The sequence below is a fragment of the Allobosea sp. P1_B10 genome (assembly GCF_056406735.1).
On the sequence record NZ_JBFTZP010000015.1, the window covers coordinates 56822 to 78979 of the forward strand.

Consider the following 22158-nt stretch of genomic DNA (forward strand, 5'->3'; position numbering starts at 1 on the left):
TCCAGATAGGAAAGCGCATCAAAAACCGCCAGTTACGATTTACAGAAAACGTAATTTGTTACCCGATTTTTTCAGATGACGCCTGTGCTGAGAACCCGCAGCACCACCCGGATCAGGGTCGCGAGGCGGGCATCCACGGAAGCCTGCGGCACATCCGCCTCGAGCGCAAGCGAGGCCGGGTGGATGAAGCGATGGGTGGCATCGATGACGAAGGCGATGGCCCGGTCGCGGTCGCGCGGCTCGAATGCGCCCGAGGCCACGCCCTCATCCACGACACGCTCGAACAGGGCCCGCACGCGGGTGCGGTTGCGCCGGCTGATCGCATGACGCTGCGCGACGGCCTGCGAGAGCGCGGCGAACAGATGCGGCTCCTCGCTGAGGAGGTCGCGATTGGCCTTGGCCAGGGCCAGGATCAGGCGCTCGAGCTTGTCGTCCGCAGGGTCGGGCCCGTCCGCGATATCGGCGAGACTGCGTTCGGTCGCCTTGAGCCAGACATCGACGACCGCGTCGACGAGAGCAGCACGCGAGGGGAAATAGCGATAGACGTTGGCGTGCGTCATGCCCGCCTCTTCCGCGACCGCAACCACCGTGAAGCGCTTCAGCCCGAACTGGCGCAGATGCTCGCTGGCGACCGAGAGGATGCGGGTCTCGCTCGGTTCGCGCGTCGGCATGCTCAGGTCTCGACCAGGCCGCTGCTGTCGCCGCTGGCAGCGGAGTCGATGCGGCCATGCGCCATGCCGAGATAGTCGTCGGACCGCATCTCGATCAGGCGCGACACGGTGCGGTCGAACTCGAAGGCCTCGCGCCCGGACCTGGCCTTGTACAACTCGTGCGGCTCGGCCTGGGCCGAGGCGACGAGCTTGACGTGGTGCTCGTAGAGGGTGTCGATCAGGATGATGAAGCGCTTGGTCTCGTTGCGCTGTTCATCGGCCAGCACCGGAATCCCGTCGAGCACCAGCGTATGGAAGCGCTGCGCCAGCGCGATGAAGTCCGAGGCGCCATAGGCCTGCGAGCAGAGATCGGCAAAGCTGGCCCGTGCGACACCGCCCGCGGCCTGAGGGATGCGCAGGTCGTGCCCCTTGATCGAGAGCGTCAGGGCAGCCCCCGTCGCCACGCCCGACAGGCGGCGGAAGGCCGTGTCGAGCGCAGCCTTCGCCGCAGCGTCAGCAGGGACATGATAGACCGGCGCGCCGCCGAGCTTCTCCAACCGGAAATCAGTGCGCGCGTCGAGCTTGACCACCTCGACCCGCGTCGCCAGCAAATCGATGAAGGGCAGGAACAGGGCGCGGTTCAGGCCCCCCTCGTAGAGCCGGGAGGGCTCGACATTCGAGGTCGCCACCACGACCACGCCGGCTGCGAACAGGGCCGTGAACAGGCGCCCCAGGATCATCGCATCGGCGATATCGGTGACGGTGAACTCGTCGAAGCACAGCAGCGAGGCCTCGTCGGCGAGCTCCGCCGCGATGGGCGCGATCGGATCGGGCTCCTTGACCTCGCCGGCCTTCAGTCGCTGCCGATAGGCGTGGATGCGGACATGCACATCGGCCAGGAACTCGTGGAAATGCACGCGCCGGCGCTTCGGCACCGCCACAGCGTCATAGAACATGTCCATCAGCATGGTCTTGCCGCGCCCGACCGAGCCCCAGATGTAGAGCCCCTTGGGCGCTTCGACGCTCGCCTGGCGTCCACCCAGCAGCCAGCCCAGCGCGCTGCTCTTCCGGCCCAGCCGGCGCGCGGCCAGCGTTTCCGCCAGCGCCGACAGCCGCTTGACCACGGCGACCTGCGCCGGGTCGCGCTCGATGGCGCCGGCCTCTACGAGAGCGGCATAACGTTCGGGAATCGAGGCGGCCATGTCCGGGAATTCTTGGAGGACGAGAAACCCCGGTTACGGCAGGCCCGCAGGGTCCGCAAGAGCCGATCGGGTATCAGGCGGCCCTCGCGAAGTGGCGGCAGGCCGACGGGCGGCAGCGCAGCGCGCTAGTTTCCAGCTTCGTCGCGGCGCATTTCGAACGCCAGCATGGCTTCGGCCAGCGCGGCGAGTTCCGACTCCTTGGCCTTGCTGTCAGGCTCGGCATTCAATTCTTCGACGCGCTCCTGGGCGCGCTGATAGTCTTCTTCGGTGTGAACAGCGATCGGCTGCAGCATGGCATCACATCTCCCGCGCCGTGACGGCGTCGGTACGCTTGTCCCATGCCAAAACGGCAACGAAGAGGCAGGCAACCGACCTGTAGTGGCGGCGCCTGCATCGGATCGTTTACGCAGAGGCAACAGCTGCAGAATTCAGGCTGCCGTTGCAGTCAAGACGTCCCTAGGCGTCAGGCCTTCTTGCGCCGCGCCGGTGCCGGCTTCGCCTCGGCTGCAGGCTCCGCAGCGACGGCGGCCTTGCGGCCGAGCCCGATGGTCTTGGCGAGCTGCGAGCGCTTCTCGGCATAATTGGGCGCCGTCATCGGATAATCCGGAGGCAGCTTCCACTTGGCGCGGTACTCGTCGGGCGTCAGGCCGAATTTCGAGCCGATATGGCGCTTCAGGGATTTGAACGCCTTGCCGTCTTCCAGACAGATGATCGCGTCGGGCGTAATCGACTTCTTGATCGGAACCGCGGGTATCAGAGGCGTTGCCGCAACGGCAATGGGGGTCTCTTTACCCAAACCAAGCAGGGCGGCGTGCGTGGTCGCGATCACTTCGGTCAATTCGGAACGTGTCAGGTTGTTATGCGCTACGTAGGCCGCGACGATCATTGCCGAAAGGCCTATAAGCTCTTCATTGTTATCAGACATTTCTGTTCCTCGCATTCAGGAAACTATCGACAACGTAGGCCATTACGACAATCGACGCACACGACAAACGCTGATTCTGTGTATAGCGATGGTTTATTATTCTTCGCAAGTGGATTCCGAGCCGATATCGTCGTTCCACTTTATCGTGGAAGCAAAACAGCGCTATCAAGCGCGAAAGACACCTTGCGCTCTTGCAACGTTCGCCCTGGCGCAGGGCAGTTCGACAGAGCTCGCGGCAGGGATGGCGGCAGGCACAATCATCGGCGCCGATTGGGAAATCCGCGCTGGCCCGGGCGGAAGACGAAGCACGCGGCCGTGTCGTGCGGGCGGCTCAGGCTCGCTCGGTCCGGCGCAGCAGATAGGTATCCATGATCCAGCCCTTGTCCTGACGCGCCTGTGTACGGACCCTGGCGATCTCGTCGGCGACATCGGCGAGCTTGCCCGATATCAGGATCTCGTCGGCGCTGCCGAGATAGGCGCCCCAATAGATATCCAGGTCCTCCGGCGCGATCGTTCCAAAGGCCTGCTCGCCATCGAGCATGACCACAACGCTGTCCTGCCCAGCCGGAAAGCCCTGGGCGAGCCTGCGGCCCGAGGTGATCAGCACGGGCTTGCCGATCTGGTTCAGCGTGATCCTGTGCCTTGCCGCCAGCACCTGCACGCTGCTGATGCCCGGAAACACCTCGCAGTCCAGTTCGAGGCCACCGGCCCGGACTGCGTCGACGATGCGCAAAGTGCTGTCGTAGAGCGCGGGATCGCCCCAGACCAGGAGGCCACCGCACTCGCCCTCCGCCAGCTCGGACTCGAAGAGAGCGCCGTAGCGGGCGGCCAGGCTCGCATGCCAGTCGTCGACGCTGCCGCGATAGTCGGAGCCGGCCGGCGCCCGCTGCGGGATCGCGACATCCACCGTCCGATAGGCGGGATCGTCGATGAAGCGCTCGCAGATTTCGGTGCGCAACTGCCGCAAGGCGTGCTTCTCAGCGCCCTTGTCGGGAATGAAGAAGACATCGACCCGGTTGAGCGCCTTGATCGCCTGCACCGTCAGGTGCTCGGGGTCACCGGCACCGATGCCGATGATCAGGATCTTTCGCATCCGGTCCTCATGCGCGGGGCCCTGCCGATCGACAAGGCGCTCGCGCTACTTGGTCGGCCGCGGCGCCTCCGCCTGCTTGCGCTTGGCATCGTCGTCGATGAGCTCGTACCACATCGCGTTGAGCACGGCGAAGGCCGCCGCGAGCGGCAGGCCGAGCAGCCAGGAAAAATACCACATAGCGTGTCTGCCTTTCGCAATCAGTAGGCGTGGCCGGATTCGTCGCGGATCGCCTGCTCGTCCACCTTGCCCCAGAGCACATGGTAGACCCAGCTGGTGTAGGCCACGATGATCGGCAGGAAGATCGCAGTCGAGACCAGCATGATGAACAGCGTCTGGTGGCTCGACGAGGCATCCCACACTGTCAGGCTGGATTTCGGATCGGCCGAGGACGGCAGGATGAACGGGAACATAGAGACCCCGACGGTGGAGATGATGCCGAAGATCGAGAGCTTGCTGGCGAGCAGCGTCGCAACCTCGTGCCGCGCCGAACGCTGGCCGATGAAGGCTGCGAGCGCGCCGACGAAGCCGAAAGCTGGCGCGATCAGCAGCCACGGACGGGCGGCATAGTTGGCGAACCAGGCGTGCTGGTCGAGCGCCACAGTCTTGGCCAGAGGGTTGGACGGACCCGTCCTCACCACCTCGCTGGTGATCGCATAGCCGTCCACGCCGAGCCAAAGCCAGAGGCCGCCGAGCGCGAACAGCAGGATCGTCAGCAGCGCCGCGACGCTGCCATAGCTGCGCGCCCGATCCGAAACGGGGCCGGATGTCTTGAGCATCAGCCAGCCCGCGCCATGCATCACCATCATCGTCACCGACAACAGCCCGCACAGCAGCGCGAAGGGGTTGAGCAGTCCGAAGAAGGTCCCGTCATAGAAGATGCGCAATTCGCCATCGAGCCGGAACGGCACGCCCTGCAGCACGTTCCCGACCGCAACACCAAGGATCAGCGAAGGCACGAAGCCGCCAACGAACAGCGCCCAGTCCCAGCCCGAGCGCCAGGTCACGCTTTCACGCTTGGAGCGGTACTTGAACCCGACAGGCCGCAGGATGAGCGCCATCAGGATGGCGAACATCGCGAGATAGAAGCCCGAGAACGAAACCGCATAGAGCGGCGGCCAGGCGGCGAAGATCGCGCCGCCGCCCAGGATCAGCCAGACCTGGTTGCCCTCCCAGACCGGGCCGATCGTGTTGATCGCGACCCGGCGCTCGATGTCGCTGCGGCCGACGAAGGGCAGCAGCATGCCGACCCCGAGGTCGAAGCCGTCGGTGACGGCAAAGCCGATCAGGATGACGCCCAGCAGCAGCCACCAGATCATGCGCAGGGTGTCGTAGTCGATCAGTTGATGGAGGATCATCGAGCTTACTCCGCCGCGACGAGGTTGGCAGGGACGAGCGGCGCTTCCGGCTCGGGATCGGGCTGGGGACCGGCCTTGATCGCCTTGATCATCAGCTTCATCTCGATCACCAGCAGCACGGTGTAGAGCGCGGCGAAGCCGATGATCGTGAACAGCACGGTCTTGGCGCCGAGGCTGGAGACGCCCACGGCGGTCGGCAGCACGCCTTCGATCAGCCAGGGCTGGCGGCCGAATTCGGCGACGAACCAGCCGCATTCAATCGCGATCCAGGGGAGAGGAATCGACCAGACGGCGATCTTCAGCAGCATCGGGTAGCGGTCGAGCATGCGCCTTGCCGAGAGCACGAAGAACACGGCGGTCAGCAGGATGAAGAACAGCCCGAGCCCGACCATGATGCGGAAGGTCCAGAACAGCGGCGCCACGCCCGGCACCGTGTCCCAGGCCGCCTTGTCGATCTGCTCCTGCGTCGCGGTGCGGGGATCGTCGACATAGCGCTTCAGCAGCAGGCCATAGCCGAGCTGCGCGCCATTATCCTCGAAGGCTTTCTTCACATCCTCCGGCACGGCGGCGGTCGAGCCGGCAGCGCGGATCTTCTGCACGGCGTCGAAGGCGACGATACCCTGCTTGATCCGCTCCTTGGCCAGTTCCACCAGATTGGTGATTCCCGGCAGTTCCTCGGTCAGCGAGCGCGTGCCGATCAACCCCATGACCCAGGGGATGTGGACGGCATAGCGCGTCTCGCGGGCGGCCTGGTCGGGGAAGCCGATCAGCGTGAAGGCGGCCGGGGCAGGCTCGGTCTTCCACATCGCCTCGATGGCGGCGAGCTTCATCTTCTGGTGCTCGGAGGAGAGATATCCGCTCTCGTCACCGAGCACGACAACCGAAAGCGCACCCGCCAGGCCGAAGGAGGCGGCGACCGTCATCGAGCGCTTGGCGAGCTCGATATGGCGCCCCTTCAGCAAGTACCAAGCCGAAACGCCGAGCACGAAGATCGAGGCCGCGACATAACCGGCGGAAACGGTGTGCACGAACTTCGCCTGCGCCACCGGATTGAAGATCACCGCGGCAAAGTCGGTGATCTCCATGCGCATGGTCTGCGGATTGAACTGCGAGCCGACCGGATTCTGCATCCAGCCATTGGCGATCAGGATCCACAGCGCCGAGAAGTTCGAGCCGATCGCCACCGCCCAGGTCGCCGCGAGATGGCCGATCTTGGAGAGCTTGTCCCAGCCGAAGAAGAACAGCCCCACAAAGGTCGCCTCGAGGAAGAAGGCCATGAGGCCCTCGATCGCCAGCGGCGCGCCGAAGATGTCGCCGACATAATGGCTGTAATAGCTCCAGTTCATGCCGAACTGGAACTCCATCACCAGACCGGTCGCGACGCCCAGCACGAAATTGATGCCGAACAGCGTGCCCCAGAACTTGGTCATTTGCCGCCAGATCGTGCGGCCGGTCATGACATAGACCGTCTCCATGATCGCCAGCAGCACCGAGAGGCCGAGCGTCAGCGGCACGAAGATGAAGTGGTAGAGCGCCGTCAGTGCGAATTGCAGGCGCGATAGCGCGACAATGTCGAGGTCCATATGCGTCCCGGCGGGCTAGCCCGGCCTCCTGTGAAAGTCCGGCGGCGCAACATGCGACGCCGGAAGAATGATAGCGTCAGTCCGGCCGCAACGCCGCGAGCGCAGCCTGGAAGGCCGCCTCGCCACGCCGCGAATCCGAGAGAATGCGACCCTGCTCCATGACGAGGATGCGATCGGCGACCTGCGCCTCGCGCCGGATATGGGTCGCGATAACGAGGCAACGCCCTTCAGCGCGGGCGAGCAGCCGCGCCATGACATCGCGCGCGGTTGCACCGTCCAACCCCTCGGTCGGCTCGTCGAGCAGCCAGATCGGCGTATCGCGCAGGAACAGCCGCGCCAGCGCAAGCCGTCGCCCCTGGCCGCCCGACAGGCCGAGCCCGCCCTCGCCGAGACGGGTATCGAGCCCCGCCGCAAGGCTTGCGACATCTCCGTCGAGACCGGCCGCCTGCAACGCCGCCGTCAGGGCGGCGTCGTCTGCCAGGGGGTCGGCGAGCCGGAGATTGTCGCGTAGACTGTCCTGAAAGAGCTCTGTGCGCTGCGTCAGCAGCGTGGTTGCGCGGCGTTGTACCGCCCCGGAAGCGGGCGCGATCTCACCCGCGATCACCGAGAGCAGCGTCGACTTCCCGGCCCCGCTCGGACCCACGAGCGCCACCCGCTCGCCAGCCCGCAGCGCGAGTGAGATGTCGTCGAGCGCCGGCAAGCTCGCACCTTCATGGCGAACCGTGATCCGCGACAGCTGGAGCGAATACTCCGGCACAGGTTCTGCAACCGCAGGCTCGATCGCGACCGCCGCCAGGCGCGGCCCAATGCGCCGCGCGGCGAGCAGGGTGCGGCCGAGTTCCAGCGCCCCGCGCCGCAAGGCTGCGAAAGGCTCCAGTGCAGCCAGAGCGATCAGCACGCCGAGCGCCGCGACCGGCGCGCCGATCAGGCCCGCTTCCGCCAGCGCGGCGACCGCCAGCAACGCGCCCGCCAGAAGCACAGCCGAGGCCGCGCCGAAACCGAGACCGACGCCGGTCTCGATGCGGTTCAGCGCATCGTCAGCTTCCGCCATCCGCCGGTCGGCCAAGGTGAGCGCCGCGCATTGCGCCGGGAGCCGCCCGGTCATCAGCAGTTCGGTCTGACCTGCCACCAGATCGATCGCGCGGGAGCGCAGGGCTTCTGTCGCATGCGCGCGCCGCCGGGCGGGGCGCAAGGCGCGCCTGGCCGCCAGCAACGGAATGCCGAGACCGGCGAGCAGCAGCCAGAAGCCAACCGTGAGACCAAACGCCCAATGCATCGGCATCAGCGCCAGCGCCACGACGACCGCGGTCAGGAGCGCGGCCCCCGCAGGCACCAGCACGCGCAGATAGAGCGAATCGAGCGCGTCGATATCCGCCGTCAGGCGGAACAGAAGCCGTGCCGGCCGCATCAGCAATTGCCGCGCCGCACCGGGGCCCGCCCAGCCGCGAAACAGCCGCTCGCGCAGGCCTGCCAGCAGTTTCAGCGTAACGTCATGTGTGACCAGCCGCTCCGCATAGCGCGAGCCGGTGCGTGCCAGCGCCAGGAAGCGGATGCCGGCGGACGGCGCGAAGACGTCGAAGGCGAGCGCGCTTGCAGCCGACAGCCCCGCGAGCGCGGTCGCCGTGACGAACCAGCCCGAGAGGCCGAGCAGCGCCACCCCGGCCAGCACGGTGGCGCCAGCGAGGACCGCGCCGGTCAGCAGGGCGCGCCGGCTTTCGCCGAGGAGGAAGCGCAGGACGGGGCGCAGATGATGCAGGGAGCCGTTCATGCCGCACCCACCATGCGGGTCTCATCGAGCCGGACGATGCGGTGCATGCGTGCCGCCAGCACAGGGTCATGCGTGGCAACGATGAGCGTGCGGCCGGCTGCATAGGCCAGCAAGCTGTCGCCGATACGGCGCGCCGTCATCGCGTCGAGATGGGCTGTCGGTTCGTCGGCCAGGATGAGATCGGCATGCGGATTAGCGGCCCCGCGCGCCAGAGCGAGCCTCAAGCCCTCGCCGCCCGAAAGCCCCGCCCCGCCCTCGCCGATCTGCGCGCCGGGGCGGGCGCCGGCGAGATGCTCAAGCTCGGCCAGCCGCAGGGCAGCCGCGATCGCCGGCTTGTCGATGCCGGCGCGGCCCAGGCCCACATTGCCCGCGAGCGTGCCGGCAAAGAGATGCGGCCGCTGGCCGATCCAGGCCATGCGCTGGCGCAGGGCGTCGGCGCTGGCAGGAGCGAGCGCGACGCCGTCGATCTCGACCGTGCCGCCGTCGCTGGCGGCCAATCCGGCGATCAGGGCGAGCAAGGTCGATTTTCCGGATCCGCTGGGCCCGAGGATCGCGACATGCTCGCCCGGCGCGACGGACAAGGAAAAGCCATCGAGCACGGCACCGTCATTGCCGGCATGACCATAAGCCAGTCCCTCGATGCGCACGGCCGGCGCGCGGATGTGGCGAATGGCGGATGCGGGGGGCGCCTCGACGTGGCCGACCAGCGCGACCGTGCCGGCAGAGACATCGCTGAGCGCCCTCAGCCCGGCCTCCCCTGCCGCGCGGTCATGCCAGACAGCCGAGAGCTCGCGCAGCGGCTCGAAAAAGGCCGGCGCCAGCAACAGGATGAAAAGCCCTTCGCCCAGGCTGAGCTTGCCGCCCCACGCGCCGAAGTTCAGCTCGCCGAGCAGATGGAAGCCGACATAGACCGCCACCAGCGCAACGCCGAGCGCCGAGAACAGTTCGAGCACCGCCGAGGACAGGAAGGCGATGCGCAGCACCGTCATGGTGCGGCGGCGCAGATCCTCGGCATTGGCGCGCAGGCGCGTGGCCGTGGCGTCCACCGCAGCGAGCGCGCGGATCGTCGCCAGCCCGCGCAGGCGGTCGAGCAGGAAGGCATTGAGCCCGCCCGCCTCGACCAGTTGCGCCTCGCTGGCGGCTTTTGCGCGCCAGCCGATCAGCGCCATGAAGATCGGGATCAGCGGCGCCGCAAACATCAACACCAGCCCCGCGACCCAGGAGAGCGGAAACACTGCGGCCAGGATGAAGAGCGGCAGGATCGTCGCCTTGAGCCGGGCGGGCCGGAAACGCGAGAGATAGGGCAGGAGCGCCTCGGCCTGTTCAGTCAGGACGCTGGCGGCGAGACCCGAGGCCGGGCGGGCGCGATCCAGCGGCGAGCCGGCCGCGAGGGCCTCCACAGCACTTAGCCGGCTCACGGACAGGAACGCACGCGCGGCGAGAAAGGCCTTTCGGCCGCCCCAGGCCTCGAGGCCAGACCTCAGCAGTCCGAGCGCAAAGACGCCGGCGGCAGGCCAGAGCGCAGCTCCAAACCCCTCGCCCGATGCGATGCCGCCGATGGCAAGCGCGATCAGGCCCGCCTGCGGCAGCCACAGCATGGAGCCCGCGACCTGCAGCAAGGCGGCGCCACGCTGCGAGGGCATTGGCACAGCCGCACGCGACGCGATGTCCCGCGTCGGCAGATCGCCGGCTTGCGAGGCTGTATGTGCGGTCATCGTCCTCAGTCCTTGTCGGCCGAGCGGCGCGGCCGGCCGATAGCGACAATCCTGTCCTTGACCTCCAGGAACTTTGTCACCCGAGCGCCGAGGCTGAGCAAGGTCGCCAGCCGCTCGGTCTCCAGTTTCTTGACGTCATCATACCAGTTGGTGAGTTGCTCGATCAGCCCATGCATCTCGGCCATGCGGGCCTGGGCGTGACGCTCGTCGTCATCGGCCGGTTCCTGCATCAGGATTTCGCGCAACACCGACAGGGTCGGGTCGACCTCGCGCTTCTTGCGCTCCTCGGCCAGGGTCCGCAGGATCTGCCAGACGTCGTCGGGGGTAGTAAAGAAGTCGCGCCGATCATCGGGCAGATGCTTCAGCAACACCAGGTTCCAGGCCTGCAATTCGCGCAGGCCCATCGAGACGTTCGAACGGGAAACGCCGAGTTTCTCCACGATGTCGTCGGCGCAGAGCGGGTCCGGCGAGACATAGAGCAGCGCATAGATCTGGCCGACGGTGCGGTTGATGCCCCAGCGGCTCCCCATTTCGCCGAAATGCAGGACAAAGGCCTGGGACAGAGGCGTCAGACGCATTGGCATGTTTGGAACAAACCGTTATTTCAGTAATTACTGAAATCTCGATACAGCAGATCCCGCCGACCCGCAATCGCCTAATGTGAACCTCCGCCCCATCCCGGCTGCACTGGAAGACACAAAAAAGCAGGCGCACCGAAGTGCGCCTGCTTCAATCAGTCGAATGCCGTGTCAGCGTTGGCTTCGCGGCCGCGCGCGCCGATCGGGACGGCCGCGGTGGCGGTAAGGCCTGCGATAACCGTGATGCCTGTGGTGATAGCGGTGATGGCGACGGCGATGAGAATATTGCGAGTAGCCGGCATCGGTGCCGTCGAGCGCCTCGGCCTTGCCCGCCGCAAGCGCGGCGTCGGCATCAGGCTCCGGCGAAGGCGCTGTGGCGGACGGGGCAGCGACCGCAATCGCAATGCCACCGAGGCTGGCCACGGCGAAACCACCGATCAGGCTGGTTATGAATGAGCGTCTGTCCATGAAATATCCTTCAGAAAGCGAGCCCTGCTCCCGCCTGCGCGACGGGAACAGCTTCTGGGGAACGTGGCGCGAGCCGTTTGGTTCAACCTGCGCCGCTCTTTGCGGCTGCCCTGGTCGCGCTGCTCAGGCTACTGTGAGCCCCTCGACACCATGCTTTGCGATGAGCTGTGCAACGAAGCCGGAGCTGCGCGCCGCCTCGACGAAGGCGCAGAGATAATCGGTCGCTGCGGCCTTCGCCTTCGGCGTCCCGATCGCCTGCTGGACGGCCATGAAGCGCCCGTCGAGTATTTTGGAGCCAGGGATGGCCGCCTGATCCGTGATCAGCCTCGGACGCAACCCCGCGAGCACATCGAGCTTCTGGCTGGAGAAGAGTTCGAAGGCCTCGTCCAGTGTGCCGGCCCGGACGAGCTCCGCCTGCTTGATGTTGCGATCGAGCCAGAGCCCATAGGCCGCACGCCCCGCGACGGCGATCCGCACGCCGTCGCGATCGACATCCGACAGCGCGGAGATCGTCGAGCCCGCCGGCACGAGATAGGTCGCCTCGATCTCGCTATAGGCCGGGGTGAAGCTGATGACCTCGGCGCGCTGCGGCTCTGCGCCGATCAGTCCGATGTCCCATTCGTCGTTGGGCGCGGCATCGGCCAACGGCCCCGGCGACGGATAGGTCACGTAGCGGAGTCTAACCCCGAGATGATCCGCGATCGCGCGCGCCATGTCGGGGGAGACGCCCGCCGGTCCGCCATCGGATGTGCGGCTCGAGACAAGGAGGAAGTTCGACATGTTGATGCCGGCCCGCAGGATCCCGCCCGGTGCGAGCAGGTCGCGGATGGCGGCGGAAGGCGGGGCGAGATCGGGGTGCTTCATCGAGGTTCCTCCGGGCGCCTCTGCGGCGGGCGCCTCCTCGTGGCAGCTTGCACGCGGAGATGCCGGTGCGGAAGTGATTCTCCGGGATGGCGCACATGAGCGGACAGCCTGCGCCAAGCTGCCTGCCTCCAAGCTGCCTGCCTCCAAGCGGCAGACGGCAGGCGCGGCTGCGACAGCGAGGTTGACCCCGCGCTCATTTCCGACAGCAATGCGCCCCCTGTCCCGAATCCCAAAGCCAGGCCGCAGACGACCATGACCATGCACCAGCGCCCGACCACCCCCGCGATCGACCCCGTCCAGCTCGACAAGCTCGCCGAGGTCGCCGTCAGGGTCGGCTTGAACCTCCAGCCCGGCCAGGACCTGTTCCTGACTGCGCCCGTCACCGCGCTGTCGCTGGTCCGCCGCATCGCCGAGCACGCCTACAAGGCCGGCGCCGGGCTGGTGACACCTGTGTTCTCCGACGAGGAGATCACCCTAGCGCGCTATCGCTACGCCCCCGACGAGAGCTTCGACCGCGCCGCCGGCTGGCTGCATGAGGGCGTCGCCAAGGCTTTTGCCAACAACACGGCGCGGCTCGCCGTCGTCGGCGACAACCCGATGCTGCTGGCTGGCGAGGATTCCGCGAAGGTCTCGCGCGCCAGCAAGGCCAATTCCGTCGCCTACCAGCCGGCGCTGGAAAAGATCGCGGGCTTTGACATCAACTGGAACATCCTGGCCTACCCCGGCGCCGCCTGGGCTCGCCAGGTCTTTCCGGGCGACAGCGAGGATGTCGCGGTGGCCAAGCTCGCCGACGCGATCTTTGCCGCGTCCCGCGTCGACCAGCCCGACCCCGTCGCCGCCTGGGCCGCCCATAACGCTGCCCTGCGCAGCCGCACCCAATGGCTCAACCAGCAGCGTTTCCACGCGCTGCATTTCAGCGGCCCGGGCACCGATCTGACGGTCGGTCTCGCCGACGGGCATGAATGGCAGGGCGGCGCCTCGACCGCGAAGAATGGCATCCTCTGCAACCCCAACATCCCGACCGAGGAGGTCTTCACCACCCCGCATGCGCAGCGCGTCGACGGCCATGTCGCGAGCACCAAGCCGCTTTCCTATCAGGGCACGCTGATCTCCGACATCGCGGTGCGCTTCGAGGCCGGCCGTATCGTCGAGGCCAGGGCCTCGCAGGGTGAAGCGGTGCTGAACAAGGTCCTGGACACCGACGAGGGTTCGCGCCGGCTCGGCGAAGTCGCCCTGGTGCCGCATTCCTCGCCGATCTCGAAGAGCGGCCTGCTGTTCTTCAACACGCTCTTCGACGAGAACGCCGCCTGCCACATCGCGCTCGGCCAGTGCTATTCGAAGTGTTTCGTCGACGGCGCGAACCTGACGCCGGAGCAGATCGCCGAACAGGGCGGCAACAAGAGCTTCATCCATATCGACTGGATGATCGGCTCGGGCGAGATCGACATCGACGGCGTCCATGCCGACGGCCGCCGCGTCCCGGTCTTCCGCAAGGGCGAATGGGCCTGAGGGACTAATCCGATTTCAGGATTGCGGCGCATCGCGGCCTTCTTGCCCTCGGCCGGTCGATACGCCAAAATGCCTGGCATGAACATTCGCATGATTGCAGCCATCACTGGCCTCGCCGGGCTCGCCGCCTGCACTCAACCCGCCCGCCAGGCGGTCTATGTGCCGGAGGCCCAGCCGTCCAAGCGCATCGTCCGCGAGGGCGGAAACTTCAAGTTGCCCGACGGAACGCTCGTCACGCCCGACAGCACGGGCGGCTTCTCGCTGCCCAATGGCGACTATGTCCGTCGCGACGCACGGGGCGCCCTGTTGCTTCCGACAGGCGCGCGCTGCCTGCCCGACGCGGCCGGATATACCTGCCCCTGAGCCAGCCTCGCGCTGAAGCGTCGCTGACCGCCGCGTCAGGCGTCGACTTGGCTTGCGGGCTGATTGATCTCCGGCAAGCGCAGGACCGGCGCTCATCGCCGCCCGCACCTGGCTGGAACCTGCAAATGCCGGCGGGACGCGGAGCCGTACGACGCATTCGCGAGCGCCGGTGGGTGATCGACCGGAACTGATCATCGCCCCGGCAGTTTCCCAGCGGGGGCAGCGCAGGAGGTTGCGATGCGAGATGGTCAGGGAAACAAGCTGTCGTCCGAGGAAATCGAGAAGGTGAGGTCGGCCGAGGTCAAGCCCGGCGACGTGTCCCTCAACCGCGTCTCGGTCGATCCCGGGCCCGTCACGAAGCCGATGCAGGACGCGGGCAAGGCCCCCTCCGCGCCTGGGACCGCCACCGCACCGAAGTTCTGAGTCAGCGCTGGACCGACCAACGCCCGAGAAGGCGACCCGAGGAGATTAATCTCCCGGGTCGCCCAATCGGCATTGGCTCCGGCGCCGGGGGGGCGGCGTTGAACCGGAGCTCGACCGGCCGGCAGCCTCGCTCCCGCACCATCGTCCGGCAAGCAGGTCATACGGGGTATCGGATAGGCCGAACGGCGCCGCGCGCGGCGCAGCCCGCAGAACCGAGACCGTCCTGCCGCTCCGCCCTAGGCTTTCGAGCGCGTCCGTGCAGGCTTTTTCGTCGCGGTCTTTTTCGGCGCGGCACGCGTCGTCTTGCGCGGCGGCGTGACGTCTCGGGCCTTGCGGAATCGGCTCCTCAGCGCGAGCGCCTCCAAGGCAAACCCCATCACGGCCGCTGTCAGCATCGGCGTGCGCAGCCGCGAGATCAGGAATGTCAGCGGGATCGCGAATTTGGGGGGATAGCGGCCCTCGGCGATGTCGCGCGCGAGCCAGATGCCGACGAGATGGACCAGAGCCGCCATGGTGAGCTTTCCCCGAGAATGCCATGGCTGAACGAGCGGGGCCGGTCCGTGTTCCATGCGGGGTTTGAAGACGGCGATGCATACCTATCTACCGGTAATCGAAGCCTTCGCTGAAAGAGACCGGGAGGTTGGCAGTGTGCGAACATGAATTGACCGCCCAGGAGATGGAGCAGTTGGCGCGCGCAATCTATGGAGAGATCTGCCGGCAGTTCGACGCCGACGGGCCGTCCGTTCCCCGGATCTGCGATCAGAGCGGGATGCGGGGCGTCATGATCGAGGGCGAGATCGACCTCGTCCGGCTGGCCTCCACGCTGGCGAAACGGTTCTGCATCAGGATTCCAGAGATCGAGACTGTCGGCGATCTCAACACCGCCTGCGACGCAGCAGGCCGCCGCGCCCCTATTTGAGCTGGCTGTCCTTGCTGCCGCGCCGGTTGATGCCGCCAGATGCGGCAGGCCGCCGGTCGAGCCCGGATTGGCAGTCGACGCAGGTCCTCGCTCCGGGCAAGGCAAGGCGACGCGCCTCGGGGATTTCCTCTCCGCAGCGCTGGCAATGGATTTCGCCCGGCCCTGCCGGAAGGCGAGCCCGAGCGAGCCTGACTGCGTCCGAGATGGAATCGTCGATCTGGTCCTGAACGGCCCCATCGGGAGCCCACCCGCTTGCCATGGTCGCTAGTCCTTCCTGTCAGCCCGCTGAAGGTGGAGGCCCGACAGCGCGATATCCAGCCCGTCCTGACACGTACATCATCGCCGCCCGGTTGAGCGGCGATGATGCAGGGTTGCCGTCCAAATTCGGATGGCGCTGTCAGCGCCGGCCGAAAATGCCGGAGAGGTCCATCTCCTCGTCGCGATGCCTGCCGCCGAGCTGGGCGGCCAGCCACGCTGCGGCCGCACCGACAAGCAGCACCGCCGCCGTCAGGAAGGCCGTTATCACAGCCGTCTTGCGCGCCCGCTCGGCTGCCTGCTTGGCGGTTTCCTTGGCCTGGTTCAGCTTGGCGAAGGCCTCGTCGATACGCTTCTCGGCATCGGCCTGGGGGATGTTCATCCGGGCCGCTATGCGTGAGGCGATATAGTCGCGATCGACCTGCTCGAGCTTGCCGGTGCTCAATCCCGAGATCAGGATGCGCGAGGCCTCGTCACGTTCGGCAGGCGTCGGCGCGGTGGTGCCCGCGGAGCGCATCACCGAATCCAGCGCCGAGCCCATCGGGTCGGCCTGCTGGCTGATGAGCGCGCCGGCGCCGGCAGCGGTCGCTGCAACCCCAGTCGCGGCGGTCTTCGCCACGCCGAGCAGCGAAGAGGTCGTCATCACCGCGATCAGCAGCGCGCCGGCTGCCCATACCACAAGGCCATGTGCACCGTCGCGGACGTGCCGCTCATGCGCGCTGGCATCGATCGCGGGCCGCCGCATCCGGCCTGCCAGATAACCGCCCGCCGCGCAGGCCGACACGGTGATCCACAGCGCCCAGAGCGCGCCTGCAATCGCCAGTGCGAGAAGCCCCGTTGAGCGGCCCGTCTCGGCCGAGACCATCGAGAGCCCGATCGCCGATCCGAAAGCGGTCATGATGGTGGAGATCGCGGCGGCGAGGACCGCGCCGCCCAGAACTGCGCTCCATTCGAGATAGGAGCCAGCCTGCCCTCCGCCGGAGGGTTGGGCCACGACGACGACATCGGTGGATTCCATGGACATGTCGCGTCTCCTAACGCAGGCCGAGGAAGGAAAGGATGGCCAAGACGACCACGACGAGCCCGATCAGATAAATAATTCCGTCCATTCCGACCTCCCGTAGAAGCTGACCGCATCTCATGCGGCAGATTCACAACTGACGCGGCGGGCATCTAGTTCCGTTGCCCGCGCCGGGAACAGGTAAAACCTCAGCGCGTTGGAAGCGCATCATTCCTCGACATCACGGGAGATCATCATGGGCCGCGGAATTCTGCTTTGGATGCTGGGCATACCCCTGCCGATTATTCTATTGCTCGCATTCTTTCGGTGAGCGACGTAACTCCGATGCGGCACAGCCGCGTCGGAGCACAGGCTCTGACGATTGAGCCCGCCCGCCGCCGCCGTCAGACGCCGAGTGTCATCCCTGCCGGGAGCCCGGCCAGCGGCACGCCATAGGCGACATCGCCATCCGCGGCATCATTGAGGAAGGCCGCCGCCGCTGCCTGGTACGGGCTGTCGGCCGCCAGCGCGGCAAAGCCCAGGATCTGCCCGAACACCGCCCCGCGCGCCTGCAGCGCCGCCTCGGCGGCTTCGAGACCGGCGGCGAGATAACGCGCCTCGAAATAGCTGTCCTGCTCGAGGAAATGCGTCAGCTGTGCGTCGGAGGGCGCAATCCTGAAGGCCGAACTATAGGCGTCGTCGATATAGGTGGCGTCGGTTCCCGCGCCAAAGGCCTCCTTGAACTGGATTGTGCCGCTGAATCCGAGGCCGAGCGCCTCATAGGGGCCGAGGCGGGCATCCATCACGCCGCTGCGCAGATAGGAATCGTACTGGGCCTGGGCGAAGGCGGTCAGACTGTCGAGCCGGGCGGAGAGCGGCGTGACGCCCTCGATGAAGTCGGCCACGAGCAAGGCGGGAACAGTCGATTGCTGGGCCCGCTCTATGAGCTCGGCGCCATAGGCGGCCGGGCTCAGGCCCTTGTCGACCCGCAGCGCATCGGCATTGGCTTCGATGCTGGAAAAGACCTCCCGCAAAATACCTCGGCTGGCCGTTTCGACGGTCGTGACCGAGATTGTGCTGGCGGTCGCGACCGAGGTCTGGGTCGAAGGATCGGCCGCATCGACGCTCAGCGCGATATAGAGTTCGACCTTGTGCTCGTTCACATCGCCATCGGTGATCAGCGTCGGCAGCGTCAACGGCTCGCGCCCGCCGGGATCGAGAACCGTGATCGCACCGCGATTGACGTAGTCCGCGGTCAGGTAGGGCACGGAATCCAGCACGTCGCCCGCCGTCAGCGGGGTCGTCTGCGACAGCTTCTCGGCGAAGGCTTGGGCGACAAGGGGGATGCTGGCGGTGAGCTTCCCGATCTCGAGCCGGTTCTCGCCCATGAAGACGATCGGGTCGTCGATGACGTTATAGGTCAGGATGCGGTCGTCGACCCCGGGCGCGATCAGAGCACCGGGCGAAGCGAATGCGACGGCCTCGTAGGAAACTGTACCACCGGCGGGATGCTCCATCATGAAGATCTGCGTCAGCGCGCCACCGAGGCTGTGACCGGTGACGAGGACCGTCTGGAAATGCGCGGCGGCATAACTCTCCACCGCAGCGATCAACGGCGCGAACTTGGCGTAGTCGGTGTTGATGTCGCGGAGATCGTTGATCCAGTCGGTTCGGTCGTCGCTGCCCCGGAAGGCGAGCACGATCACCCGCTCGCCGCCGATGATGCCGGTGCCGACTTCCGCGGCGGCGTTCTCGGCGACGAACACGCCATTGCTCGTGCCGGGCAGCGCCAGCGGGACAAAGCCCTCGACAGCCATCGGCGCATCGTCATTCGCGCCGGCTGAGATACGCGCCAGGAGATTCGCGGCTACACCCATCGGAAGACCCCGCTATTGGCTTTGCAAGTGAGGCGGCCGGCAACGCATCCGTCGCGTCCGCAATTGTCAGGCAACGCAGGTTTGTGGGAAGCGGTTCCGCGGGTGCCCGAGTGACGGCCGAGCGCGAATGCAACTGTGCAGGGCCGGCTCCACCGCCGGATGCCCGGGGTCCTTGATCTCGCAGCGGCTTGCGTCCCGGCTGCTGCGTTCCGTGACAGCGCCTAGCGGACGAAAATGGCCGCCGCCCCTCCCGGAACGACGGCCCTTGCTCTGTTATGACAGTGCAGTTCCAACACCCGACTGATGTCACCGCGCAGGATGACGCGAACCTATCCAAGCTAGTACGATCGAACGACCCCGACTAACGCAGGGTGCCACTGCGCGCCAAGCAAATGGCGCCGCCCGGCCGGCTCCGACTGGGCCGGTCTTCCTTCCCTACACGTCGAAATATCGCGTCTGGTTCTGGCTCAATTCGACACCTTGAAGGACCACGAGCGTCTGGAAGCCGTCGCCACCGCCGTCGGGATCGAACATGATTTCGGTCGAGCCATTGACCTGGACGAAGGACAACCATCCGTCCCGGAAAGGCCTGCTGGATGCGCCGACACTGTCGAGAAGCTTCGACAGATCCAGCACGTCACGCTCGGCAAACGAAAAATCCGTGATAGTGTCGGCTTCGATACTCGCTGCAAAGACGAGGTCGCCATAGACGAAACGGTCGGCGCCTGCACCCCCGGTCAACAGGTTGCCGCGCGCAGCGCTCTCCAATGTGTCGCGTCCGTCGCCGCCGCGCGCAATGTCGTTGCCTTGGCAGATAATGACGTCATTGCCGGGACCGCCGTCTACCTCTCCCACAACGCGTCGATCGGAGCCAATCGTGAGGTGGTCGTTCCCATCTCCGCCGAAGATCCGAGCGCCGCCTGCACCCACCGAGATGGTATCGTTGCCAGCATCTCCGTAGATGCTGCTCACGCCCGTCAAGACGTTGATGGTGATCGTATCGTTTCCGTCGCCGCCGTTGACGCTGCCGAGGCTCGTGCGGATCGAGATCGTATCGTTTCCGTCGTCACCCGAAAGCGTGCCGCTCGACATCACCCCGATGGTGAATGTGTCGCGCCCATTGCCTCCGGAGAGATCGCTGCTCTGAACGAAGTCGAAGGTGAAGCTGTCGCGCCCGTCGCCGCCATCAAGGGTCATTGCGATGGAAAATGTGATTGGGCTCGTGAATGTGTCGTCACCCGCGCCACCGTAGGCCTGGAGGCCGGGCCTGTTCGGAGCCGTGAGAACGAAGAGGTCGTCGCCGCGGCCCCCATGGAGGATATCGCGCAGGCCGCCCGACAGCGTGTCGTTCCCGTCGCCGCCCCAAAGCGTGTCGTTTCCGTCGCCACCGTCCAGCCAGTCGTCCCCGGCATCGCCGTAGAGGCTGTCAGTCCCGGCGTCGGCCGTCAGCGTGTCATTGCCGCGGCGTCCGTAGATCAGGTCATCCTCGATCGTGCCCGGCAGAATGTCGGCGCGATTCGTCCCGCGGATCGTGCCCATGATTGCCCTCACATCACGAAAAATCTCGGAGAAGTGAAAGCCTACAGGCTCGGTCGGGCGCGGACAGGTGCGCTTCGGGAGTAGTACGCCGCAACGCCCGTCCAACTCAATGTCAGGTATCGGGACCAGGCGACGCGACCGTATTAATTTCCCCGCGGCAGGCATGGCGCGGGGAACCCCAAAACGCGAAAAGCGCCGGTACAACCGGCGCCTTCAGCAGTCTCGCATATTAGAATGTCTGGAGCGGGAGAAGGGATTCGAACCCTCGACCCCAACCTTGGCAAGGTTGTGCTCTACCCCTGAGCTACTCCCGCGTCCGGACATTGTCGCCGCCGTCGTTTCCGGCGGCGTGAGCGGGTTATTGCCCCAAAGCTCCGCGGAGTGCAAGCGCCTTCTTCCGAAGTTTCCCGGATTTTTTTGCGCCGCAGAAGAGGCTCGTTTCTCCTCGCTTGCAGGCAGGGCAGGCTGACGTTAGGCATCCCCCGAGCTCTGCACGACCCCTCGCGTCCCGAGAACCGCCATGCCAGCTGCCGCCGCGCCTGCCGCCCTTGACCCCGCATCGAGCCCCGTCGGCGCCATGACGCCCGACGCGCTGTGCACCTATCTCACCGCACTGGGCCTGCCCTTCCAGCGCGTCGATCACGAGGCTGTCTTCACCGTCGGGGAATCGCGCGGATTGCACGAGGAACTGCCTGGGCTGCACTCCAAGAACCTGTTCCTCAAGGACAAGAAGGGCCGGCTCTTCCTGGTTTCGGCGCGCGACACCGCCCGCATCGACCTGAAGCGCCTGCATGAGGTCATCGGCGCGAGCGGGCGGCTCTCCTTCGGCTCGACCGAGCTGCTGCAGGAGAAGCTCGGCGTCACGCCGGGCTCGGTGACCGCCTTCGCCGTGATCAACGACCGCGCCGGCAAGGTCACCATGGTCCTCGACGCCAACCTGATGACAGGCGAGGACCTGAACTTTCATCCGCTGATCAACACAGCGACCCTGCGCATCGCGCGCGAGGACATGCTTGCCTTTCTGCGCGGCGTCGACCACGAACCACTGATCGTCGATTTGCCCGTTCCTGCCGATGGACAGAACGGCTGATCCTCCCCATCTATGGCTGGGCTGCGACGGCAGCCCGACCAATCGAATTCTCAAAGACCTGATCGCGACGAAGGACGACCCATGCTGGTCAATGGCGAGGCGGCCGCTCAACCCGGCCTGATCAAGGACGCGACGACCCAGAGTTTTCGCGACGATGTCATCGCGGAATCGGCGAACCAGCCGGTCCTGGTGGATTTCTGGGCGCCCTGGTGCGGCCCCTGCAAGCAGCTGACCCCGGTCATCGAGAAGGTGGTCAAGGCGGCGGGCGGCAAGGTCAAGCTCGTCAAGATGAACATCGACGACCACCCGCAGATTCCGGGCCAACTCGGCATCCAGTCGATTCCCGCGGTGATCGCCTTCAAGCAGGGCCAGCCGATCGACGGCTTCATGGGCGCGCAGCCCGAGGGCCAGATCAAGGCCTTCATCGAGAAGCTGGTCGGCCCGATGGGTCCCGGCGCGACCGAGGAGCTGATCGCGGCGGCCAAGGCCGCAAGCGAGGCGGGCGACGCTTCCGCCGCAAGCGAGCTCTATGCCGACGTGCTCGATCTCGAGCCTGAGAACCTGTCGGCCATTGCCGGGCTCTCCCGCCTGCATCTCGATGCCGGGGATCTCGAGGGCGCCAAGGGCATCCTGACGATGGTGCCGGAGGCCAAGGTCGCCGACCCCGCCATTGCAGCCTTGCGCGCGGCCATCGACCTCGCCGAACAGGCCGCCGACCTCGGCGACACCGCCGAGCTCGAGGCCAGGGTCGCGGCCGACCCGAAGGACTATCAGGCCCGCTTCGACCTCGCCGTTGCCCTCAACGCCCGCGAGCGGCGCGAGGAGGCGGTCGATCATCTGATCGCCGTCATCAAGGCCGACAGGAAGTGGAATGACGATGGCGCGCGCAAGCAGCTGCTGCAGTTCTTCGAGGCCTGGGGCCCAATGGACGAGCACAGCCTGGCTGGCCGCCGGAAGCTCTCGACCCTGCTCTTCTCCTAAA

24 protein-coding genes and 1 tRNA gene are annotated in these 22158 nt (G+C 66.4%); 6 read left to right on the top strand and 19 right to left on the bottom strand.

Features of this window, described 5'->3' with window-relative positions; genetic code table 11:
• Window positions 1-71 precede the first annotated feature (71 nt).
• The 13 genes from AC1D2L_RS22545 to AC1D2L_RS22605 all read right to left on the bottom strand — a co-directional run bounded on the left by AC1D2L_RS22545 (window position 72) and on the right by AC1D2L_RS22605 (window position 12201).
• Window positions 72-671 (bottom strand): TetR/AcrR family transcriptional regulator, encoded by a 600-nt coding sequence (locus AC1D2L_RS22545; RefSeq protein WP_476848141.1) that lies wholly within the window; start codon window positions 669-671, stop codon window positions 72-74.
• 2 nt (window positions 672-673) lie between these two features.
• Window positions 674-1852, bottom strand: a complete 1179-nt coding sequence (gene zapE, locus AC1D2L_RS22550) for a cell division protein ZapE (RefSeq protein WP_476848142.1) — start codon at window positions 1850-1852, stop codon at window positions 674-676.
• 125 nt (window positions 1853-1977) lie between these two features.
• Window positions 1978-2145 carry a hypothetical protein gene (locus AC1D2L_RS22555; protein WP_476848143.1) on the bottom strand — a complete coding sequence of 56 codons (168 nt, stop codon included), beginning with the start codon at window positions 2143-2145 and terminating at the stop codon, window positions 1978-1980.
• Between the two features lie 170 nt (window positions 2146-2315).
• Window positions 2316-2777 (bottom strand): Ros/MucR family transcriptional regulator, encoded by a 462-nt coding sequence (locus AC1D2L_RS22560; protein WP_476848144.1) that lies wholly within the window; start codon window positions 2775-2777, stop codon window positions 2316-2318.
• A 331-nt stretch (window positions 2778-3108) separates the two neighbouring features.
• Entirely contained in the window at window positions 3109-3870 is a 762-nt protein-coding gene (gene cobF / locus AC1D2L_RS22565) for a precorrin-6A synthase (deacetylating) (RefSeq protein ID WP_476848145.1), read from the bottom strand.
• A 45-nt stretch (window positions 3871-3915) separates the two neighbouring features.
• Window positions 3916-4047 (bottom strand): cytochrome bd-I oxidase subunit CydX, encoded by a 132-nt coding sequence (gene cydX, locus AC1D2L_RS22570; protein ID WP_476848146.1) that lies wholly within the window; start codon window positions 4045-4047, stop codon window positions 3916-3918.
• Window positions 4048-4067: 20 nt separating this feature from the next.
• Window positions 4068-5225, bottom strand: a complete 1158-nt coding sequence (gene cydB / locus AC1D2L_RS22575; protein WP_476848147.1) for a cytochrome d ubiquinol oxidase subunit II — start codon at window positions 5223-5225, stop codon at window positions 4068-4070.
• Window positions 5226-5230: 5 nt separating this feature from the next.
• Window positions 5231-6808 (bottom strand): cytochrome ubiquinol oxidase subunit I, encoded by a 1578-nt coding sequence (locus AC1D2L_RS22580; RefSeq protein ID WP_476848148.1) that lies wholly within the window; start codon window positions 6806-6808, stop codon window positions 5231-5233.
• Window positions 6809-6884: 76 nt separating this feature from the next.
• The gene (locus AC1D2L_RS22585) at window positions 6885-8576 is read right to left on the bottom strand and encodes an amino acid ABC transporter ATP-binding/permease protein (RefSeq protein WP_476848149.1); all 1692 of its coding nucleotides are present in this window, start codon (window positions 8574-8576) and stop codon (window positions 6885-6887) included.
• On the bottom strand, window positions 8573-10291 hold the full coding sequence (cydD, locus tag AC1D2L_RS22590; protein ID WP_476848150.1) for a thiol reductant ABC exporter subunit CydD: 1719 nt from the start codon (window positions 10289-10291) through the stop codon (window positions 8573-8575). Before cydD ends, AC1D2L_RS22585 begins: the two co-directional genes overlap by 4 nt.
• 5 nt (window positions 10292-10296) lie before the next feature.
• Complete coding sequence (locus AC1D2L_RS22595; protein ID WP_476848151.1) at window positions 10297-10869, bottom strand: GbsR/MarR family transcriptional regulator; 573 nt, start codon at window positions 10867-10869, stop codon at window positions 10297-10299.
• Window positions 10870-11040: 171 nt separating this feature from the next.
• Window positions 11041-11337 (bottom strand): hypothetical protein, encoded by a 297-nt coding sequence (locus tag AC1D2L_RS22600; RefSeq protein ID WP_476848152.1) that lies wholly within the window; start codon window positions 11335-11337, stop codon window positions 11041-11043.
• Window positions 11338-11460: 123 nt separating this feature from the next.
• Window positions 11461-12201, bottom strand: a complete 741-nt coding sequence (locus tag AC1D2L_RS22605; protein WP_476848153.1) for a transporter substrate-binding domain-containing protein — start codon at window positions 12199-12201, stop codon at window positions 11461-11463.
• 252 nt (window positions 12202-12453) lie between these two features.
• Between AC1D2L_RS22605 and AC1D2L_RS22610 the strand changes: the two genes are divergently transcribed.
• From AC1D2L_RS22610 to AC1D2L_RS22620, 3 genes are all read left to right on the top strand, one after another.
• Window positions 12454-13710, top strand: a complete 1257-nt coding sequence (locus AC1D2L_RS22610; RefSeq protein WP_476848154.1) for an aminopeptidase — start codon at window positions 12454-12456, stop codon at window positions 13708-13710.
• Window positions 13711-13800: 90 nt separating this feature from the next.
• Entirely contained in the window at window positions 13801-14073 is a 273-nt protein-coding gene (locus AC1D2L_RS22615) for a hypothetical protein (protein WP_476848155.1), read from the top strand.
• Between the two features lie 237 nt (window positions 14074-14310).
• Window positions 14311-14496: a hypothetical protein gene (locus AC1D2L_RS22620; protein WP_476848156.1), complete on the top strand. Its 186-nt coding sequence runs from the start codon at window positions 14311-14313 to the stop codon at window positions 14494-14496.
• Between the two features lie 236 nt (window positions 14497-14732).
• On the opposite strand, the gene AC1D2L_RS22625 is transcribed toward AC1D2L_RS22620, so the two are convergent.
• On the bottom strand, window positions 14733-15008 hold the full coding sequence (locus AC1D2L_RS22625; RefSeq protein ID WP_476848157.1) for a hypothetical protein: 276 nt from the start codon (window positions 15006-15008) through the stop codon (window positions 14733-14735).
• A gap of 134 nt (window positions 15009-15142) precedes the next feature.
• On the opposite strand from AC1D2L_RS22625, the gene AC1D2L_RS22630 reads away from it, so the two are divergent.
• Entirely contained in the window at window positions 15143-15415 is a 273-nt protein-coding gene (locus AC1D2L_RS22630) for a hypothetical protein (RefSeq protein WP_476848158.1), read from the top strand.
• Here the strand turns inward: AC1D2L_RS22630 and AC1D2L_RS22635 are convergent.
• The 5 genes from AC1D2L_RS22635 to AC1D2L_RS22655 form a co-directional block, all read right to left on the bottom strand.
• Window positions 15408-15674 carry a DksA/TraR family C4-type zinc finger protein gene (locus tag AC1D2L_RS22635; RefSeq protein ID WP_476848159.1) on the bottom strand — a complete coding sequence of 89 codons (267 nt, stop codon included), beginning with the start codon at window positions 15672-15674 and terminating at the stop codon, window positions 15408-15410. The two genes, AC1D2L_RS22630 and AC1D2L_RS22635, sit on opposite strands and share 8 nt — an antisense overlap.
• Window positions 15675-15812: 138 nt before the next feature.
• On the bottom strand, window positions 15813-16694 hold the full coding sequence (locus tag AC1D2L_RS22640) for a hypothetical protein (protein WP_476848160.1): 882 nt from the start codon (window positions 16692-16694) through the stop codon (window positions 15813-15815).
• Window positions 16695-17074: 380 nt separating this feature from the next.
• Entirely contained in the window at window positions 17075-18547 is a 1473-nt protein-coding gene (locus tag AC1D2L_RS22645) for a Tle-like phospholipase domain-containing protein (protein WP_476848161.1), read from the bottom strand.
• A gap of 435 nt (window positions 18548-18982) precedes the next feature.
• A complete protein-coding gene (locus AC1D2L_RS22650; protein ID WP_476848162.1) occupies window positions 18983-20086 on the bottom strand; it encodes a calcium-binding protein in 1104 nt (367 codons plus the stop codon).
• A gap of 239 nt (window positions 20087-20325) precedes the next feature.
• Window positions 20326-20400 (bottom strand) — tRNA-Gly (locus AC1D2L_RS22655).
• 206 nt (window positions 20401-20606) lie between these two features.
• On the opposite strand from AC1D2L_RS22655, the gene AC1D2L_RS22660 reads away from it, so the two are divergent.
• Window positions 20607-21176, top strand: coding sequence for a prolyl-tRNA synthetase associated domain-containing protein (locus AC1D2L_RS22660; protein WP_476848163.1), 570 nt, complete (start codon window positions 20607-20609; stop codon window positions 21174-21176).
• Window positions 21177-21257: 81 nt separating this feature from the next.
• Window positions 21258-22157, top strand: a complete 900-nt coding sequence (gene trxA, locus AC1D2L_RS22665) for a thioredoxin (RefSeq protein ID WP_476848164.1) — start codon at window positions 21258-21260, stop codon at window positions 22155-22157.
• Window position 22158 lies beyond the last annotated feature (1 nt).

Excerpts from the sequence above, each read along its gene's own strand:
- AC1D2L_RS22600 (WP_476848152.1), bottom strand. The coding sequence starts at position 11,337 with ATGGACAGACGCTCATTCATAACCAGCCTGATCGGTGGTTTCGCCGTG.
- trxA (WP_476848164.1), top strand. The coding sequence starts at position 21,258 with ATGCTGGTCAATGGCGAGGCGGCCGCTCAACCCGGCCTGATCAAGGAC.
- AC1D2L_RS22580 (WP_476848148.1), bottom strand. The coding sequence starts at position 6,808 with ATGGACCTCGACATTGTCGCGCTATCGCGCCTGCAATTCGCACTGACG.
- AC1D2L_RS22650 (WP_476848162.1), bottom strand. The coding sequence starts at position 20,086 with ATGGGCACGATCCGCGGGACGAATCGCGCCGACATTCTGCCGGGCACG.
- AC1D2L_RS22610 (WP_476848154.1), top strand. The coding sequence starts at position 12,454 with ATGACCATGCACCAGCGCCCGACCACCCCCGCGATCGACCCCGTCCAG.
- AC1D2L_RS22625 (WP_476848157.1), bottom strand. The coding sequence starts at position 15,008 with ATGGCGGCTCTGGTCCATCTCGTCGGCATCTGGCTCGCGCGCGACATC.
- cydD (WP_476848150.1), bottom strand. The coding sequence starts at position 10,291 with ATGACCGCACATACAGCCTCGCAAGCCGGCGATCTGCCGACGCGGGAC.
- AC1D2L_RS22585 (WP_476848149.1), bottom strand. The coding sequence starts at position 8,576 with ATGAACGGCTCCCTGCATCATCTGCGCCCCGTCCTGCGCTTCCTCCTC.
- cydX (WP_476848146.1), bottom strand. The coding sequence starts at position 4,047 with ATGTGGTATTTTTCCTGGCTGCTCGGCCTGCCGCTCGCGGCGGCCTTC.
- AC1D2L_RS22560 (WP_476848144.1), bottom strand. The coding sequence starts at position 2,777 with ATGTCTGATAACAATGAAGAGCTTATAGGCCTTTCGGCAATGATCGTC.
- AC1D2L_RS22605 (WP_476848153.1), bottom strand. The coding sequence starts at position 12,201 with ATGAAGCACCCCGATCTCGCCCCGCCTTCCGCCGCCATCCGCGACCTG.
- zapE (WP_476848142.1), bottom strand. The coding sequence starts at position 1,852 with ATGGCCGCCTCGATTCCCGAACGTTATGCCGCTCTCGTAGAGGCCGGC.
- AC1D2L_RS22620 (WP_476848156.1), top strand. The coding sequence starts at position 14,311 with ATGCGAGATGGTCAGGGAAACAAGCTGTCGTCCGAGGAAATCGAGAAG.
- AC1D2L_RS22635 (WP_476848159.1), bottom strand. The coding sequence starts at position 15,674 with ATGGCAAGCGGGTGGGCTCCCGATGGGGCCGTTCAGGACCAGATCGAC.
- AC1D2L_RS22615 (WP_476848155.1), top strand. The coding sequence starts at position 13,801 with ATGATTGCAGCCATCACTGGCCTCGCCGGGCTCGCCGCCTGCACTCAA.
- AC1D2L_RS22555 (WP_476848143.1), bottom strand. The coding sequence starts at position 2,145 with ATGCTGCAGCCGATCGCTGTTCACACCGAAGAAGACTATCAGCGCGCC.
- AC1D2L_RS22545 (WP_476848141.1), bottom strand. The coding sequence starts at position 671 with ATGCCGACGCGCGAACCGAGCGAGACCCGCATCCTCTCGGTCGCCAGC.
- AC1D2L_RS22660 (WP_476848163.1), top strand. The coding sequence starts at position 20,607 with ATGCCAGCTGCCGCCGCGCCTGCCGCCCTTGACCCCGCATCGAGCCCC.
- cobF (WP_476848145.1), bottom strand. The coding sequence starts at position 3,870 with ATGCGAAAGATCCTGATCATCGGCATCGGTGCCGGTGACCCCGAGCAC.
- AC1D2L_RS22640 (WP_476848160.1), bottom strand. The coding sequence starts at position 16,694 with ATGTCCATGGAATCCACCGATGTCGTCGTCGTGGCCCAACCCTCCGGC.
- AC1D2L_RS22595 (WP_476848151.1), bottom strand. The coding sequence starts at position 10,869 with ATGCGTCTGACGCCTCTGTCCCAGGCCTTTGTCCTGCATTTCGGCGAA.
- AC1D2L_RS22645 (WP_476848161.1), bottom strand. The coding sequence starts at position 18,547 with ATGGGTGTAGCCGCGAATCTCCTGGCGCGTATCTCAGCCGGCGCGAAT.
- cydB (WP_476848147.1), bottom strand. The coding sequence starts at position 5,225 with ATGATCCTCCATCAACTGATCGACTACGACACCCTGCGCATGATCTGG.